This window comes from Mesorhizobium sp. ES1-4 (assembly GCF_020164745.1).
In the GTDB taxonomy this organism is placed as follows: domain Bacteria; phylum Pseudomonadota; class Alphaproteobacteria; order Rhizobiales; family Rhizobiaceae; genus Mesorhizobium.
Window position 1 is genome coordinate 1 of record NZ_JAIUGV010000019.1, and the last position, 15109, is coordinate 15109.

A 15109-nucleotide genomic window follows, 5' to 3' on the forward strand; every position below is an offset into this window, starting at 1 on the left:
GCCTGCCGCCGGGACTGCTGGCTGTGATGGGCCGCAGTCCCGGCCGCCAAACTACCCGATCCTTCTCAAACAATCCTAGGGCGGAGCAAGGAGCGAAGCGACGCGGCACAGACCCTAGGATGACGAAACGCGGGGTTGCATTTGGGGTCGATGCCCCGTTTGTACCCGACGCAACCCCACCCGCGCCGGCCTGTACAGCGCCAGCGCGATCACCACGAACTTGGTCATCAGCGTGGTCTTGGACGCCAGGCTTTCGGAGGTGTTGAGCAGGATCAGCCAGCCCAGCATCGGCAGCCAGATGCCGGGATGGCAGCGGCGCGCCACCTCGTGCATGAACAGCACGAAGCCCAAAAACAGCAGCAGGGTGAAGAAGGCGCCCTGATAGAGGACCAACCGGATGATCGGGTTCTCGATCCCCTGTTCGAGGCCGTTGATGCGGCGCAGGCTTTCGATGAGATCGACATCCGGCCCCACGATCAGGTCGCGCAGTTCGAAATGCTTGAAGAGCTCGAACATCTCGACGCGGGCATTGGCGCTGCCGCTGTCCGAAACGAAGCGCTCCAGCAGCGCATCGAAAAAGCCGTACGACGCCGCGAGCGCGATAACGACCGGCACCAGGGCGGCAAGGATGAGGCCAAGTGCTGCGCCAAGCAGGTTGACACGCCCCGCGCGCAAGGTGCGCAGGCCCTGGATGAGCAGGTAGCAACCGCCGAGCACGATCGTCGTCACCATCGCCGAGCGCCCGCCAAAGGCCACCAGTGCCGCGCATTGCAGGCCGATCAGCACGAGCCGCAGCGGCATGGACAGCGACCGCGAGCCCGAAAGCAGCGCCAGCACGTAGATCGAGGTGATCGTGGCATTGGACAGGGGGTGGCCCTGGAGGGCTGTCGAGCGCAGGTCGTTCATGAAAACCACGCCGTCGAACCGGTAGGGAAAGACCAGCGTCTTGGTGGCGAACTCGAACAGCGCCAGCAGCGCGTTCACGGTCATGATCGTGTGAACGACGGTCTGCAGGCGGGCGAATATCTTTTCGTCGGCCTCGGCCAGCATCATCACCAGCAGCGCCGGCGTCACGAACGTGTCGATCATGCCGGCCATGCCGGGACGCTGCCTGACGATGACGACGACCAGGAGCATGACCGACATGACGGTCAGCAGGGCGCTGGCCGGCCGCCTGTCGGCGATGGCCAGCGTGTAGCCGACCGGGTTGCCGAACGTGCAGGCGCGCCAGGCAAACATCAGCACGAGCAGATAGGTGGAGGGATGGACCTTGGTGGCCGGATTGCCGGTCAGGCCATCATAATTGTAGCCCACCAGCCACAGCATGCCGCCCGAGATGGCGAACAGCAACGCCACCACCGCGACCAGGCCGTAGCCGGTCACCCAGTCGAGGGAATTGCCGACGTGAGGCGCGGCCGCGGCTTGACCCTGGCCGGCCCAGCCGGCGGCCGGGGTGGCGGGCCGGACGGCAACCATGTCAGGCCGCCTCGTCGACCAGCAAGGCGCCGGTCGGCAGCCGCCCCATGACGGAAATGGCCTGCGAGGCCGCCGTGACATCGCGCATTGGCGTCGCGTTCAGCGTGGCGACGAGCACGATCTCGTCGACCATGGCCACCAGCGGCGAGGCATTGAGATTGTCGGCCAGCGCGCCGCCGTCGACGACGACGAGTTCGAAATTGCGGCTCGCCTGGGCCAGCATGTGCTGCGTGAAATAGACGCCCTGCGCCTCGGAGAAGGCGGCCCTTGGCCTGCCCTTGCCCAAAACCGCGACGTTGCTGCCGGGCGCGCACTGGCTCAGCGCCTCGACGGCATATTCGCCGCGCAGCACGTCGAGCAGGCCGGGCTGAGGTTCCTTCTGGCTCTTGCCGGCATTGGTGTCGATGAACAAGACTCGGCTGCCCCGCGCCGCCGCAGCGTTGGCCAGCAGGCGTGCCACCCGGCCCCGTTGCGCGGCGTCCTCCGGCGCGGACGTCACCAGGATGGACGGCACCAGTGGCCAGTCCTGCGGACGCTGGCTGGAGGAGAACAGGCGTCTCAGCGCCAGCCCGGCGACGGCGTCCATCTTCTGCCCGGCGGGCGTGGCGGTGCCGCCGAAAGGCCACCAGCGACGGCGCTCGGATTTGGCCGGCAGCACGCCCACCACCGGCGCGTCGATGGCCGATTGCATCTGCGCGCTGGAAAGCACCGTCGGCGATGAATATTCCGCGATCAGCGCCAGGGCGGTGCCCAGGCCGAGACCACCGAAAAAGGCGCCGAACACGAGCAGCCCCAGCGGCGGCCAGCTCTTCTTCAGCGCCGGCATGGCCTGGGAGATGATGCGCGCATTGGTGCTGTCGACATTGACCTGCTCGCGCGTTTCCTGCGCCCGCTGCAGATAAGTGGCGTAGACGGAGCGCAACGCCTCGAGATCGCGCTGCAGTTCGCGCAGCTTGACCGAGGCCTGGTCGGTGTCGAGCGACTTGCTTTTCAAGCCCGCGACCTTGGCCTCCAGCGCCTGCTGGTTGGCCAGCGCCCGCTCGTAGTCGGTTTCGGCGGCGGCGGCGATGCGGGCGAGTTCGCGCGCGATGAGCGCGCGCGTGTCGCGCAATTGCTGCTGGGCCGCGATCATCGAGGGATGGCGCGGCCCGAGTTCGGTGCCGAGCTGCGAGACCTGGTCGACAAGCGTCGCTTCCTGCGCCCGCAGGCTCGAGATCACCGACGAGCGCATCGCTTCCGAGGTCGCGTCCGGCGCCCCGCCGGACCGGCGCAGCTGGTCGACCTGCGCCTTGAGCGCGACCGTGCGGCTCTGCGCGGCGGCGAGCTGCGTGTTGATCTCGGTCAGTTCCTGGTCGCTGACCAGGTTGCCCGCGGCCATCACCATGTTGTTGGCGGACTTGTAGGCCTCGACCGCATTCTCGGCCTGCTGGACGCGCTTGCGCTGCTCGGCCAGCCGCGCGGTGATGGAGTCGGATGCATCCGTGGCCATCTTCGCGCGCGCGGCGGCCTGGTCGGTCAGGTAGGCCTGTGCGACGGCATTGGCGAGCTTCGCCGCCTTGTCGGCGCTCTTGGCGGTGACGATCACGTCGAGGACCAGCACCTTGTCGGCCCGCTTGACCGCCAGACGCCGGCGCAGCGCATCGAGCGTCTTCCCGGTCTTGTCGGTTTCGGCCGACCCGGAGCCCGGCACATCGCCGAGCAAGCGGCTCAAAAAGCCACCCTGTCCGTTGAATTCCGGATCCTCGGTCAGGTTGGTCGCCGCGATAGCCCTGAGCAGCACGCCGCTCGATTGGACGACGGCAACCTGGCTTTCCACCATGGTGATGCCGCCATCGGGCGGGACACGGCTCGGATTGACGTCGTTGGTGACCACCTGCAGGTCCTGCGGATCGACGATGATTTCCGCCACCGAGCTGTAGAGCGCCGGCGTGAACAGCCCATAGAGCAGCGCCCCAAGGGTCAGCAGCGCGGCCGTGGCAAGGATCAGGAAACGGCGGCGCACCAATATGCGCTTGAGGTCACCCAGTTCGACGGTCGAGGATGGATAGGACGCGGCCGGTGGCGGCGCCGGCGCGTATTGCGTCACCTCCGGAGCGTGTTGTTGCGGCAACGAGAGCAGGGATGATTGCAAAGGTCGCTCCGAGAACGCTCCATATGCCCCAAAACATTAAATTGCGGCTTCAGCCTAGCTATGACTCCAACTCTTAAAACACTGTTAATTATGTTGGGAGCTCTTCTGATTTCTGGCACGGAGTTTGCGTGGCAGGGGTACGGGCCGTGTTGACAGGCGCAAGCGAGCGGGAAACGAATGGAAATGGAGCAACATCTTCCTCCAGTCCGACCGTCCGCCCACTTCTTGTGGCCAAAAACCGAACACCGGCCCGTTACCAAACGCCAGAATTCTAGGGGTGCGACATGCAGGTGAGCCTGCACCTGGACAGCGACTGCCTCCGTGCTTTTCACCTGCTGCTGCTGCAGCGCTTGGCGGCGCTCGCGGATGTCGCGGTTTACGTCTACGCGCGCCCGGGCGGGAGCGGGGTTCCAGGCAGCATAGCCGCGCTGTTTCAGCTTGAAACAGCCATCCATGGCTTGCCCGCGGACGGACTGGCCAAGCGGCTGCCGCTGTCGGCGCTGGCCCCCTACCAAACGCAACCGCCCGCCTCGCCGGACCTCGTGCTCGACCTGCGCGGCGACGCGCAACTGGAGGGAACACGCGTCTGGCGTGTGACCTATGACGGCGCGGGCGGCGAAGCGGCCCTGCTGGCGTCGATCATCGATGGCCGTACCCCTTTGACCCGCGTCGAGGAGAACGGCGCCGTCGTCGCCGAAGGGCGCCTGGGCACCGAATATGGCGGCATCGCGCTTGCCGCCTTCGAGGACATGATGGCGCGCACCGCAAGCCTGATCCTGGCGGCGGTGACGGGCGCCGCGCGCGGCGCCTTGCCCGTCCTGCCCGAGCCGGCGGACGGCAGGGCCGCGCCGTCGCTGCCCTCGGCCGGCAAGCTCGGCGTCAGGGCCGGCAAGGCGCTGGCGCGGCGCATCGTCCAGAAAATCTACCATCTCTGCTACAACGCGCCGCACTGGAAGGTCGGCTGGCGCCAGACCGATGGTCGCGACCTGTACGATCTGCGCGCGCATCCGGGGTCGGGCTGGCAGGTGCTGCCCGACGACGGCAGCCGCTTCTACGCCGACCCGTTTCCGATCCTCTACCAGGGACAGGTAACCCTGTTCGTCGAGGACTATATCCACCGTCTCGGCAAAGCCATCATATCCGCCGTGCCGTTCGGCCCGTCGGGGCCGGTCGGCCGCCCGGAGCCGGTGCTCGACCTACCCTACCATCTCTCCTACCCCTTCGTCTTCGAGCGTGACGGAGAGGTCTGGATGGTGCCGGAAAGCTGCGCCAACCGCACGGTCGATCTCTACCGGGCCACCGCCTTCCCCGGCGGATGGGTGAAGGAGGCGACGCTGTTGTCCGATGTCGTCGCCAGCGACGCGACTCTGGTCGAGCATGGCGGGCGCTGGTGGCTGTTTGCCACCGTCCGCGACGGTGGCGGCGCCTTCTCCGACGCGCTGCATCTGTGGTCGGCGCCGGATTTTCGTGGCCCTTGGACGCCGCATCCCAAAAATCCGGTGCTGATCGACATCGCCTCGGCACGGCCGGCCGGCCGCATGGTGAAACGCGGCGGCCATTTGCTGCGCCCGGTGCAGGACTGCCGCGCGAGCTACGGCGGCGCCCTTGGCATCGCACGGGTCACTCACCTTGATTTGACCGGCATGGACCAGCGTGTCGAGGCGATCTTGACTCCCGGCCCGCTATGGAGCGGGCGCAAGCTGCACACGCTCAACGAGGCGGGCGGCCTGGAATTCATCGACGGCTCGGCGACCGCGCCGCGCTGGAAACAGAAAAGACAACCGGCATTAACCTGAACATTTGTTGCTACCAGCCACCCGCGCTCGTTGCTTGAGGTTGATTACGGTCCGGAAGATACTTTCACCGCCGATTGTGGAGCGAGAAGATGACGAGCATGAAGGGCAGCGCGATAACCGCCGAAGCTGTCCCGGCCGAGGTCGATGTGGCGATCATTGGCGCAGGCATGGCCGGCACCACCCTGGCAATTCTCTTGGGGAAGGCCGGGCGCAAGGTAGCGCTGATCGACCCGCATCGCGTCCATCACGACGAGTTCCGGGCCGAGAAGATCGGCGCGGACCAGATGCGCCTCTTCGCCAAGCTCGACCTCGAGGAGACGGTCATGCGTCACGTCACCTCGGTGACCGACATCCACGTCTTTCGCCTGGGCCAGCTGTTCGCGCGCGAGCAGAAGTGGGAATACACATTTTCCTACGGGCCGATGATCAACGGGCTACGCGACGCCCTTCCCCCGCAAGTGCCGATAACGGTCGGCAAGGTCGCCGAGGTCTCGACCGGGCCTGACCTGCAGCGCCTGGTGCTGGCCGACGGCAGGGTCATCAACGCCCGCCTGCTGGTGGTGGCCACCGGTCACAGCGAAGCGGTGCGCCGCGCCATCGGCGTCGAGCGCGTCGAGCACTCGAAGGCGCATTCGCTGTCGCTGGGCTTCGACCTCGCCATCCCCAGGGGCGAGTGCGCCTACCCGGCCGTCACTTGCTACGGCAAGCGGGCCGCGGATCGCGTCGCCTATCTCACCGTCTTTCCCGTCGGCGACAAGATGCGGGCCAACATGTTCGTCTATCGCACCGTGGCCGACCAATGGACGAGGGATTTTCGGGCCGATCCGCAAAAGATGCTGTGCGAGCTGATGCCCGAAATATCGGCGCAATGCGGCAACTTCGCTGTCGCAAGTCCCGTCGAGATCCGGCAGGTCAATCTGACCACGACGCAAGGCCACCGCCGCAACGGGGTCGTCTTCATTGGCGACGCATTCTGTACGACATGTCCGACGCCGGGCGTCGGCATAGGGCGGGTCATGATCGATGTCGATCGGCTCCATTCCGTTCACATTCCACGCTGGTTGGAAACACCAGGCATGGCGGCCGACAAGATCGGCGCTTTCTATGACGACCCGGTCAAGGTGGCCTCCGATGAGGCCGGCATGCGTGTAAGCTTCTACGCCAAGCGGATTACCACCGAAACCGGGCTGGAATGGCGCGCGCGGCGCCTGCGCAACAACACGGCACGCCAGTTGATGATCATCGGCCGCAAGGTGCGCCAATTGGGATTTCGGCGGGAGCCGGGCCTGGCGTGAGGGGCCTCCCACCCGTTGTGGTCATCGAAGGTACTTGGTCAGGTGCTGTCATAAGGACAGCATCTCTACCCCTTCTCCCTTCCTGCGGGATGGGCGCCCGGAGCACTTCACAGGGACAATGACATTAGCGCTGGGACATAGCGCCGAAAAAAGCAAATCCAGTGCCGTTCGATCGGAACAAGCGGCGCGCCGACAGGTTATGTCCCCAGGAGATCCTGTCATGGTCAAGAATATCGACCGCGCGTTGCAGGATGCTATTCTGGCGATGCGCATTCTTCGCAAATCCATCATTGATCATGGGCATATGGAAGCCATGGCCGAATTTGACGGCCTGATGAGCGTGACCATATCCGAAGCCGAGCGCCAACTCACCAGCTGGCAGACCGGTCATCGCGCCGAGCGGTCAGGCCAGGCAAAATCCTGACCTGATCGCTCGCAAACGGCATCCGGCGGAACCTTTGCCGCAAAGCAAAGGCATGATCGACCGACCGCGCCTTGCTTCGATAGGCGAATGCGTCTGGCCGCTCAAGGCGGCGGCGGCGGCGGCAAACTTGAAGGTCCAGCGAGGGCAGTAACGGCCGAAAGCCGTTCGCGCTTCTCCAAGCTTGGCTTTTCGTCTTTCTTCATCAGCGATTGCCCCATGTTGGATACAGCAGGGAAGACCAGCTTTCCTGCGAAAATCAATCGTGTCAGGACGGCCGTTAAATCGCTTCATCATGCTTTAATCCGAGGTAGATTGATGCGAAGGAAGCGCCAGGAGCCGCTTCGGGAGGACCCTTGCCATGCCAGATACCGCCTTGCCGCTGGTCATCAGCGCGCCCGAGCCGCGCACGCTCGAGCTGATCTTCACGCCGCCGCAGCTGGCGCGGCTCAAGGCGCGCTACCGCATCGTCGAGACGACGCCGGACGGCGTGGCGCGGCTGCCGGCCGGGGTGCTGGCCGAGGCCCGCTATATCGTCGGCCAGCCGCCGATCTCGCCCGAGACGCTTGAAACGATGAAGGCGTTGCGCTGCATCTTCAATGTAGAGAGCAACCTCCTCGACAACATGCCCTACGAAACGCTGTTCGCGCGCGGCATTCATGTCGTCACGACGGGCCTGGTCTTCGCCGAGCCGGTGGCCGAACTCGGCCTTGCCATGGCGCTCAACCTTGCCCGCGGCATCGTCGATGCCGATCTCGCCTTCCGCCAGGGGCAGGAACTGTGGGGCGGCGACGGCAACCAGACCGCGCGGCTGCTGTCGGGCGCCGATGTCGGCATCGTCGGCTTCGGCGATCTCGGCCGCGCGCTTAACCGCCTGCTTTCTGGCTTCCGCACCCGCACGAAGGTGTTCGACCCCTGGCTGCCGCCGTCGATCCTCAGCGACAACGGCGTCGAGCCGGCCTCTCTGGACACGGTGCTGTCGCAAAGCGACTTCGTCTTCGTCGTCGCCTCGGTGACCTCCGAGAACCAGGGATTCCTGGGCGCCGATGCTTTCGCCAGGATGCGCAAGGGCGCCGCCTTCATCCTGCTCAGCCGTGCCGGCGTGGTCGATTTCCCCGCCTTGATGGCGGCGGTGAAGAGCGGCCATATCCTTGCCGCCAGCGACGTCTTCCCCGAAGAGCCGCTGGCCGGCGACCATCCCGTGCGCGCGTTGCCAGGCTTTCTGCGTTCCGCTCACCGCGCCGGCGCCCTCGACATCGCCTTCAAGCGCATGGGCGACATGGTGCTGGAAGACATGGACCTGATCGACCGCGGCCTGCCGCCGCTGCGCTCCAAACGCGCCGAACGCGAAACGGTGTCGAGGATGCGCTCGAAGCCGTCGGATAGGAATTGAGGGCGACTTGGTTGGCTCCATTGCGCCGGCTGTGCGTGATTTTGGCACCAGTACGAGCTAAAGTAGCAACGGCTGTGAACGCCCGGGCGTGAATCGTTTTGACATCGATCTTTCCTCAAGGTCAGGTCTTCTGGTGAAGACTGGGGCAAGGGGAACGAAATGAAGAAGAATTACATCAAGCCGACGCTGCTGAAGCGCCAGAAACTGTCGTCGGTCACGGCGATGGCCTGTCCGATTTCCCAGTGCGGAGACTGAGCCGACGCCGTTTGCACGAAAGCCTTGAGATGAGCCGTCACTTGAGCCTGCTCATGTTGTCGGGGTCGCCCCGGCATTTTGCCTCGCCGACCGGTAGGACCATCCATTTCGGATCCGGCCACGAACGGCGTCGTCCGACCGCCGGGGTCTCGTTCATTCAGGGATTGCTTGACAAGCTTTTCCGGCATGCGCTTATTTCTGGTGTCAAGCATGGGGGATTACATGAAAAAAACCTATCGGAAGCCGCTTCTGGTGAAGCGCGACAAGCTGTCGTCCGTGACGGCAGTCTGTCCCCCCTCGGTTCTGTGCGGCTGATTTTTACGCTGATTTTTACACGGGGACAGGCCATGAAGAAAACCTACGCCAAGCCGACGCTTTTGAAGCGTGAGAAACTGTCGGCGGTCACCGCAGGCACCTGCACCTCGGTTTGTACCTGAATCGAAGGCCTGTCCAAGAGCTGAAACTCAGGGATGTGCGGGTCCTGCGACCTGACGTAGGAAAGATTTCGATGATCCCGCACGAACGAAGAGCCATTTGTCCCGTCGGGAGATGAGCTTCGTGTTGTGATGGAACGATCCCGCCGCCGACAGGTTTTTCAAACGGCCGGGAGGTAAGACGCCCGGCCTACTCCAGAAGGTCCGTCACGAGTCGCGTCGGTGGCGGGCCTTTCTCTGGCCGCGCACGAATTGGCCGAAGGTCCCATACGCGCCTTGTGCGAAACCAATGATATTAGAATAACTTGAGTAATTGTCAGGGCGTCTGGGCGGGGTCGTGCCAATTCGCAGGAATCTTGCCGCGATTCTCAAACGGCTGGTCGGCAAGGCCTTCGTCCTGACCGGAACGGGGCCGGACTGCGTGCCGGTCATCATGCGCCAGGCGATCGGTCGGATCAGCCTGCGGCAGGCGATGCGGATGTCCGGGGTCGTCAGCCTCGACGATCCGCGCCTCGACCAGCTTATGGCCAGCCTCGCGCGCGAAGGCTAGAGTGGCACGGCAACGGATCTGGCCGGGCCAGCAAGAGGGTCGCGATGCTCAACACGGTCGACTATGGCGGCAGGGAAGCCGATATCGTCCACGCGCTGGAGGAAGACATCATCTTCGGCCGGCTGGCGCCCGGCACGCGGCTGGTCGAGGATGTGCTTCTGGCCCGCTTCCCGGTTTCGCGCCACACCATCCGCCTGGCCCTCTACCAGTTGGAAAGGCTCGGCGTCGCCACGCGCGAGCGCAACAAGGGCGCCATGGTGCGCCGGCTCGCGCCCGAGGAAGTGCGCCAGATCTACGAAGTGCGCGAGATGCTGCAGCGCCAGGCCGCGCTGATGATCCGCCTGCCGGCGAGCGACGCGTTGATCGCCGAATTGACCAAGATCCACCACGTCTACAGCACTCATGTCGACGCCGGCTACCTCAGAGGCATCCACGAGGCCAATGACCGGTTCCACCTCACCATGTTCTCGGCCTGCGGCAACGCCTATCTGGTGTCCTCGATCGAGCACTATATGCGCCTCAGCCTGCCGGTACGGGCCAACTCGCTGGCCGACCGGGACAAGCTCGACATCTCGCGCCAGCATCACCTGATGATGATCGAGGCGCTGAAACGCAGCGACAATTGGGTGCTGGCGCAGCTCTGTGTCGACCACCTGCAACCGAGCAAGACGTTCTATCTCCAGGAGATCGAGGCGGGCGCAGTGCGCGACGGGGGCTAAACCTGTTCCGCCGCGAAAGGCGGAAAGTGAAGCACAGATCAGCCGCCGACAGCAACAAGGCCGTGAAACGCTGAAACTTTCCGCAAGCCGGCTTCGTTGCTGCGCGACCGCCTTTCAGGCGAAGACAAGACCCTCCAGTCAATGCCCCACCGGCTCGCCTGCGGGGCTTTTTTGCGCGGTGCCGGACCGTTCTGTCGGAGCCTGCGGAACCATCCGCAAATCGCGAAGTTGTGCAAACGGCCGCAAGCCTGGTCAACTTCAGAAACCCGCGTTCGATTGCGTCGATGGCGGCCTGAAACATATCCCGGATATCTCGGGCCATTTTTGCCTGACAATCCGGAACTTACCGACAACGGCTTCGTTAGGATGCTTGATCGTTGCTTCGACGGTCACAAAGCAACAGGGAAGGACCAGTCATGAACATCAAGATGATCTGCCTTGGGGCGATGGCGCTCTCGATGGCCACCGGCTCGGCTCTCGCGGGAGGCAGCACGGGAACGTCCGCTCTCGACGATACTGCCAAGATGAAGCCGTTCTACACGGACTCCAGCATGAAGACGATGGTTAGCAACGACGACTTCGTCAAAGCCTGGAAGGCGCTGACGCCCGAAGACCAGACCGCGATGAAGACCGCGTGCGCCGACGAGGCCAAGAACGCCAATCCCACCAACACGCATCCGGAATTCTGCAGCAGCGTGAAACTGAATGGCGGCAGCTGACGACGTGCCGCGGCCGAAAAAACAGCCCCGCGCGGGGCTGTTTTTTTTGGGACTGCCGGCCGCTTTGCCTTGCCCCCACTGCGCGCCTTCGGCCATATTTGCCGGTATCGCCCACCGGAGGAGCCGATGTCGCTCGCCCCACTTTTTCATGCCTCGCTGCTCATTCAGCTGCATGCGCTGGCGGCGATCGCTTCGATCCTGCTCGGCGCCGTGCAGCTCTGGCGCACCAAGGGCGACCGGCTGCACCAGGCGCTCGGCCGCGTCTGGGTAGGCCTGATGGCGCTCGTCGCCCTGTCGAGCTTCTTTATCTGGACGATCCGGCTGTGGGGACCGTTCAGCCCGATCCATCTTCTGTCGGTGTTCGCCGCCCTGGTCGTGGCGGCGGCCGCGGCGGGGCTCTACGCCGCGCGGAGCGCGAGGCCAGCAAGCTGAGCACCCCTGCGTGGCCGGCCGGGTCCGTTCGGCCTGACCGTCCTTGTTCTGGCCATGTTGCACTGCAAAATTTACTGCTGCATCGCGATAAGGCCTACCCGGCCGGAAACGCGTGGCGGGCTGGGCGCAAACGAGGGAGCTGTCGTGGCGGCATCGTTTCGGCCTGACATACAGGGTTTGCGCGCGCTGGCGGTCGGCGGCGTCGTCGCCTATCATTTCGGCCTGACGGCGCTGCCCGGCGGCTTTGCCGGCGTCGACATCTTCTTCGTCATTTCCGGCTGGCTGATCACCATGCATCTGATGCAGGAGATCACCGAGAACGGCAGGCTCGACCTCTGGCGCTTCTATGCCAGGCGCGCCCGGCGCCTGCTGCCGGCCGCGATATTCGTCATCCTGGCCACGCTGGCGGCCGGCACTCTCATCCTGGCGCCGCAGGAGCAGGCGCTCTATTCGCGCGGCGCCATGTATGCGGCGGCCTACACCATCAATCTGTGGCTGCTGCGCTGGTCGTTCGACTATTTCGCCGCCGACGCCTTGAGCAACCCCTTCATCCACTTCTGGTCGCTGTCGGTGGAGGAGCAGTTCTATCTCGTCTGGCCGGCACTGCTTGTCTTCGCCGCCTGGCTGCATCCGGGCCGGCGCATGACGATCGCCTTGATGGGGATCGTCGGCCTCGCCTCCTTTGCCGCTTGCATCTGGCTCACCAGCCTCTCGCCGGCCTGGGCCTTCTACTTCTCGCCGTTGCGTGCCTGTTTGCCTCCGGCGGCCTGGCGACGTTTGCAGCGCCCGCGTTCCGGCGGCATCGATCATGGCCGCGGGCCGTACAGGGATGGCTGGGCCTGGCGTTGATCGCCGGCGCCTATCTCGCCTTGAGCGAAGACCTTCCCTTCCCCGGCTGGTACGCGCTGCTGCCGGTTTCAGGCACCGTGCTGGTGCTCTTGAGCGGTGCCGGCGAGCAGGGCGACCTCCCGGGCGTGACCCGCTGGCGAGCCCTGGCGCCCGCTTCCCTGCTCTCGCTCGCGCCCTTGCAGTGGGTCGGTACGCTCTCCTATTCGCTCTATCTCTGGCACTGGCCTGTCATCGTCTACGCCGGGATGCTGGAGCACGACCTCAGCGTGGCACAGCGCCTCGGCTGCGCCGTGCTGGCGCTGGTCTTGTCGGTGGCGACCTACCGGCTGATCGAGAACTCGGCACGACGCGGCGACTGGCTGGCGGCGGCTGCGCGCGCCTTTCGCTTCAATGCCGGTCCCGACACAAAACCGCTTCGGCTTTTTCCCGGGCTTGCCCTGATTCCGGCCCTGGTCCTGACGGGCGCCGGCGTGGCGGCGGCCTATGCCAATGCGCATCTGGCCACGCACAACATCGACCCTGCGCAGCGCGGCATCGAAGAGGCCGCCGAGAAGCCTTCCATCGCGCGCGCCGCCGATGCGACCTGCCTGCTCGACTTCCACACCGTGAAGCCGAAACCTTGCACCTTCGGGCGGGCCGACGCCGAACACACGATCGTGCTGTTCGGCGATTCGCATGCCGACCACTGGTCGACGCCGCTGGTCGAGGCGGCAAAGCACAACGATACCAAAGTGGTCACCTACCTCAAATCCTCGTGCCGCGCCTCGCGGCTGTCGACCTTCAACGCGGTGCTCAAGCGCGACTACAGCGAATGCGATGCCTGGCGCGAACAGGCGATAGCGGACATCATCCGCCGCAAGCCGCGCCTGGTGGTGATCTCGGAGTTCTCGATCGGCAATCTGACACGCGACATGCCCGCCGCCGGACGCAAGGCGGAGACCGCGCGCTGGCAGGCCGGCCTGCGCTCCACCTTGCAGGCCTTCAGCAAGGCAGGCGTCGAAACCGCCGTCATCCGCGACACGCCGATCAACGACACGTTCGCGAACACCTGCGTTGCCCGCGCGCTGTGGTGGCGCGAGGCGCCGTCGCTGTGCGACACGCCGAGGGCAGAGGCCGCCAATGACGGCGCCGCCGCCGCCGAGCGCGCGGTGGTGAAAAGCGTGCCCGACACGCTCTATGTCGACTTGACCGACCGCTTCTGCGGACCCACCCCGATGCCATGTCTTCATCGGCGGCAAGCTCGCCTTCCGCGACCGCCATCATCTGGCGACAGCCTTCGCCGAGACGCTGGAAGGGCCGCTGGAGAAGGCGCTGTTTTAGCGGAAGGGACGTCCCTTCTCCCGGTTCACGGGAAGGTGCCGGCAGGCGGATGAGGGGCAGCGCGGCAATTCCAACACGGGCGCAGGATCTGCTAATTGCAGCAAGGTTCCTTCCTACCTACATGCCGACAAAGGGAATCCGTTCGTGTGCCTGCGTCTGCCAGTTTTGCCCTATCTTGAGCGCCGGGATATTTGCGGCATTGCCATCATGGCGGCAGTCGTTTTGCTGACGCTGACCTTCGAGGCATGGCAAGGCCGGTTTATCGGTTCCCATCTTGGGGACCCCAACTACCCCTGTTCCTACGGCCCCAAGGGTACCATCTGCGCGCTGACCAATCCGGCTTTAATGCCGGCTTAGCCCTCCCCCACCAACTCCGCCACATAGTGCCCGAGCGTCACCTGCCCGCGCTCAGGCTCGGTCGGAGGATCATAGGTGGCGTCCAGCGTCACCCCGGTCATGCGGGCATAGGAGCGCGCGGCAGCCGGCGAAAAACCCATGTCTTCGAACGCCTCCACCCAGTGCTCTCGCGGCGTGGAGACGACGCGCACCTCCTTGCCCAACGCCTCGCCAAAGGCGGCGGCGACATCGGCGGGTGAGTAGCGCGAGGGCCCTTCGACATGGTGCATGCCGTTCTTCCACGCCGGTTCCATCAGCAGCCGCGCGGCCGCCTCGCCGAGGTCGCGCGGCGCCACCATCGGCAGTTCGAAATCGGCGGGGAACAACGAATTGACCACGCCGTCGCGCCTGGCCGTCTCGAGCGAGGCATCCCAGTTGCTCATGTAGTAGGCCGCCCGGATGATGCTGGCTGGAATGGGTTGCCGGGCAAGTCCCTCCTCCAGCCCGTGCAGGATGGTGAGGTCGCCGACGCGCTCGCCGGCTTGCGCCCCATAAGTCGATTCCGCCACCACCTTTTCCAGCCCCGATCCGTCGAGCGCGGCAACGATGGCATCGACCGTCCTGCCCTCCTGTGCGTCCGTATCGGTCGAAGGGTCGGCCGGAGGGTTGAGCAGGAAAGCCCGCCTGCCGCGCCTGAACACATTGCGCAGCGCCGGGACGTCAAGCACGTCCGCAACCGCCACCTCTGCCCCATTCGCGGTCAGGGAAGCCGCATTGGCCGCGTCGCGCGTCACGACCGTGACGGCTTCTCCGCGCCGCAAAAGTGCTGCCGTTGCCGCCGAGCCGACATGGCCGGTACCTCCGAGAATGATGTGCATGGTCTATCTTCCAGGCTTGATTGCATTCCGGGACTAATGGGCGAGACCAGGCAAGGTTCAGAAAAGGAGGGAGGATGCTGACGGCTGGTGCCAGGTGCTGTGGAG

16 protein-coding genes are annotated in these 15109 nt (G+C 65.0%); 12 read left to right on the plus strand and 4 right to left on the minus strand.

Going from position 1 to position 15109, the window contains the following annotated elements; all coding sequences use genetic code 11:
* Positions 1-114: 114 nt before the first annotated feature.
* Together LB556_RS26985 and LB556_RS26990 are read right to left on the minus strand one after the other, a co-directional pair.
* Positions 115-1476: a VpsF family polysaccharide biosynthesis protein gene (locus tag LB556_RS26985; protein ID WP_224570621.1), complete on the minus strand. Its 1362-nt coding sequence runs from the start codon at positions 1474-1476 to the stop codon at positions 115-117.
* 1 nt (position 1477) lies between these two features.
* Positions 1478-3607 (minus strand): GumC family protein, encoded by a 2130-nt coding sequence (locus LB556_RS26990; RefSeq protein WP_224570622.1) that lies wholly within the window; start codon positions 3605-3607, stop codon positions 1478-1480.
* Between the two features lie 284 nt (positions 3608-3891).
* Between LB556_RS26990 and LB556_RS26995 the strand changes: the two genes are divergently transcribed.
* The 3 genes from LB556_RS26995 to LB556_RS27005 all read left to right on the plus strand — a co-directional run bounded on the left by LB556_RS26995 (position 3892) and on the right by LB556_RS27005 (position 7122).
* Positions 3892-5403, plus strand: a complete 1512-nt coding sequence (locus tag LB556_RS26995) for a formyl transferase (RefSeq protein WP_224570623.1) — start codon at positions 3892-3894, stop codon at positions 5401-5403.
* Positions 5404-5492: 89 nt separating this feature from the next.
* Positions 5493-6698, plus strand: a complete 1206-nt coding sequence (locus tag LB556_RS27000; RefSeq protein WP_224570624.1) for an FAD-dependent monooxygenase — start codon at positions 5493-5495, stop codon at positions 6696-6698.
* Between the two features lie 220 nt (positions 6699-6918).
* Positions 6919-7122 (plus strand): hypothetical protein, encoded by a 204-nt coding sequence (locus LB556_RS27005; protein ID WP_140508552.1) that lies wholly within the window; start codon positions 6919-6921, stop codon positions 7120-7122.
* On the opposite strand, the gene LB556_RS27010 is transcribed toward LB556_RS27005, so the two are convergent.
* The gene (locus LB556_RS27010) at positions 7102-7416 is read right to left on the minus strand and encodes a hypothetical protein (protein WP_224570625.1); all 315 of its coding nucleotides are present in this window, start codon (positions 7414-7416) and stop codon (positions 7102-7104) included. The two genes, LB556_RS27005 and LB556_RS27010, sit on opposite strands and share 21 nt — an antisense overlap.
* Before the next feature lie 64 nt (positions 7417-7480).
* On the opposite strand from LB556_RS27010, the gene LB556_RS27015 reads away from it, so the two are divergent.
* The 9 genes from LB556_RS27015 (at position 7481) to LB556_RS27055 (ending at position 14147) form a co-directional block, all read left to right on the plus strand.
* A complete protein-coding gene (locus LB556_RS27015) occupies positions 7481-8512 on the plus strand; it encodes a hydroxyacid dehydrogenase (protein ID WP_224570626.1) in 1032 nt (343 codons plus the stop codon).
* Between the two features lie 296 nt (positions 8513-8808).
* Positions 8809-9204 (plus strand): hypothetical protein, encoded by a 396-nt coding sequence (locus LB556_RS27020; protein WP_224570627.1) that lies wholly within the window; start codon positions 8809-8811, stop codon positions 9202-9204.
* Positions 9205-9538: 334 nt separating this feature from the next.
* Positions 9539-9751 (plus strand): hypothetical protein, encoded by a 213-nt coding sequence (locus LB556_RS27025; protein WP_224570628.1) that lies wholly within the window; start codon positions 9539-9541, stop codon positions 9749-9751.
* 44 nt (positions 9752-9795) lie between these two features.
* Positions 9796-10470: a GntR family transcriptional regulator gene (locus LB556_RS27030; RefSeq protein ID WP_224570629.1), complete on the plus strand. Its 675-nt coding sequence runs from the start codon at positions 9796-9798 to the stop codon at positions 10468-10470.
* A 416-nt stretch (positions 10471-10886) separates the two neighbouring features.
* Entirely contained in the window at positions 10887-11189 is a 303-nt protein-coding gene (locus LB556_RS27035; RefSeq protein ID WP_224570630.1) for a hypothetical protein, read from the plus strand.
* Positions 11190-11315: 126 nt separating this feature from the next.
* The gene (locus LB556_RS27040) at positions 11316-11621 is read left to right on the plus strand and encodes a DUF2306 domain-containing protein (RefSeq protein ID WP_224570631.1); all 306 of its coding nucleotides are present in this window, start codon (positions 11316-11318) and stop codon (positions 11619-11621) included.
* A 144-nt stretch (positions 11622-11765) separates the two neighbouring features.
* The gene (locus LB556_RS27045; RefSeq protein ID WP_224570632.1) at positions 11766-12470 is read left to right on the plus strand and encodes an acyltransferase family protein; all 705 of its coding nucleotides are present in this window, start codon (positions 11766-11768) and stop codon (positions 12468-12470) included.
* Entirely contained in the window at positions 12467-13843 is a 1377-nt protein-coding gene (locus tag LB556_RS27050; protein WP_224570633.1) for an acyltransferase family protein, read from the plus strand. Before LB556_RS27045 ends, LB556_RS27050 begins: the two co-directional genes overlap by 4 nt.
* 91 nt (positions 13844-13934) lie before the next feature.
* On the plus strand, positions 13935-14147 hold the full coding sequence (locus LB556_RS27055; RefSeq protein WP_224570634.1) for a hypothetical protein: 213 nt from the start codon (positions 13935-13937) through the stop codon (positions 14145-14147).
* On the opposite strand, the gene LB556_RS27060 is transcribed toward LB556_RS27055, so the two are convergent.
* Complete coding sequence (locus LB556_RS27060) at positions 14144-15004, minus strand: NmrA family NAD(P)-binding protein (protein ID WP_224570635.1); 861 nt, start codon at positions 15002-15004, stop codon at positions 14144-14146. The genes LB556_RS27055 and LB556_RS27060 overlap by 4 nt on opposite strands.
* Positions 15005-15109 lie beyond the last annotated feature (105 nt).

What these genes read in the sequence shown, in the direction of transcription:
- LB556_RS26985 (WP_224570621.1), bottom strand. Translation starts at nt 1,476, where the DNA reads ATGGTTGCCGTCCGGCCCGCCACCCCGGCCGCCGGCTGGGCCGGCCAG.
- LB556_RS26995 (WP_224570623.1), top strand. Translation starts at nt 3,892, where the DNA reads ATGCAGGTGAGCCTGCACCTGGACAGCGACTGCCTCCGTGCTTTTCAC.
- LB556_RS27000 (WP_224570624.1), top strand. Translation starts at nt 5,493, where the DNA reads ATGACGAGCATGAAGGGCAGCGCGATAACCGCCGAAGCTGTCCCGGCC.
- LB556_RS27005 (WP_140508552.1), top strand. Translation starts at nt 6,919, where the DNA reads ATGGTCAAGAATATCGACCGCGCGTTGCAGGATGCTATTCTGGCGATG.
- LB556_RS27010 (WP_224570625.1), bottom strand. Translation starts at nt 7,416, where the DNA reads ATGATGAAGCGATTTAACGGCCGTCCTGACACGATTGATTTTCGCAGG.
- LB556_RS27015 (WP_224570626.1), top strand. Translation starts at nt 7,481, where the DNA reads ATGCCAGATACCGCCTTGCCGCTGGTCATCAGCGCGCCCGAGCCGCGC.
- LB556_RS27030 (WP_224570629.1), top strand. Translation starts at nt 9,796, where the DNA reads ATGCTCAACACGGTCGACTATGGCGGCAGGGAAGCCGATATCGTCCAC.
- LB556_RS27035 (WP_224570630.1), top strand. Translation starts at nt 10,887, where the DNA reads ATGAACATCAAGATGATCTGCCTTGGGGCGATGGCGCTCTCGATGGCC.
- LB556_RS27040 (WP_224570631.1), top strand. Translation starts at nt 11,316, where the DNA reads ATGTCGCTCGCCCCACTTTTTCATGCCTCGCTGCTCATTCAGCTGCAT.
- LB556_RS27060 (WP_224570635.1), bottom strand. Translation starts at nt 15,004, where the DNA reads ATGCACATCATTCTCGGAGGTACCGGCCATGTCGGCTCGGCGGCAACG.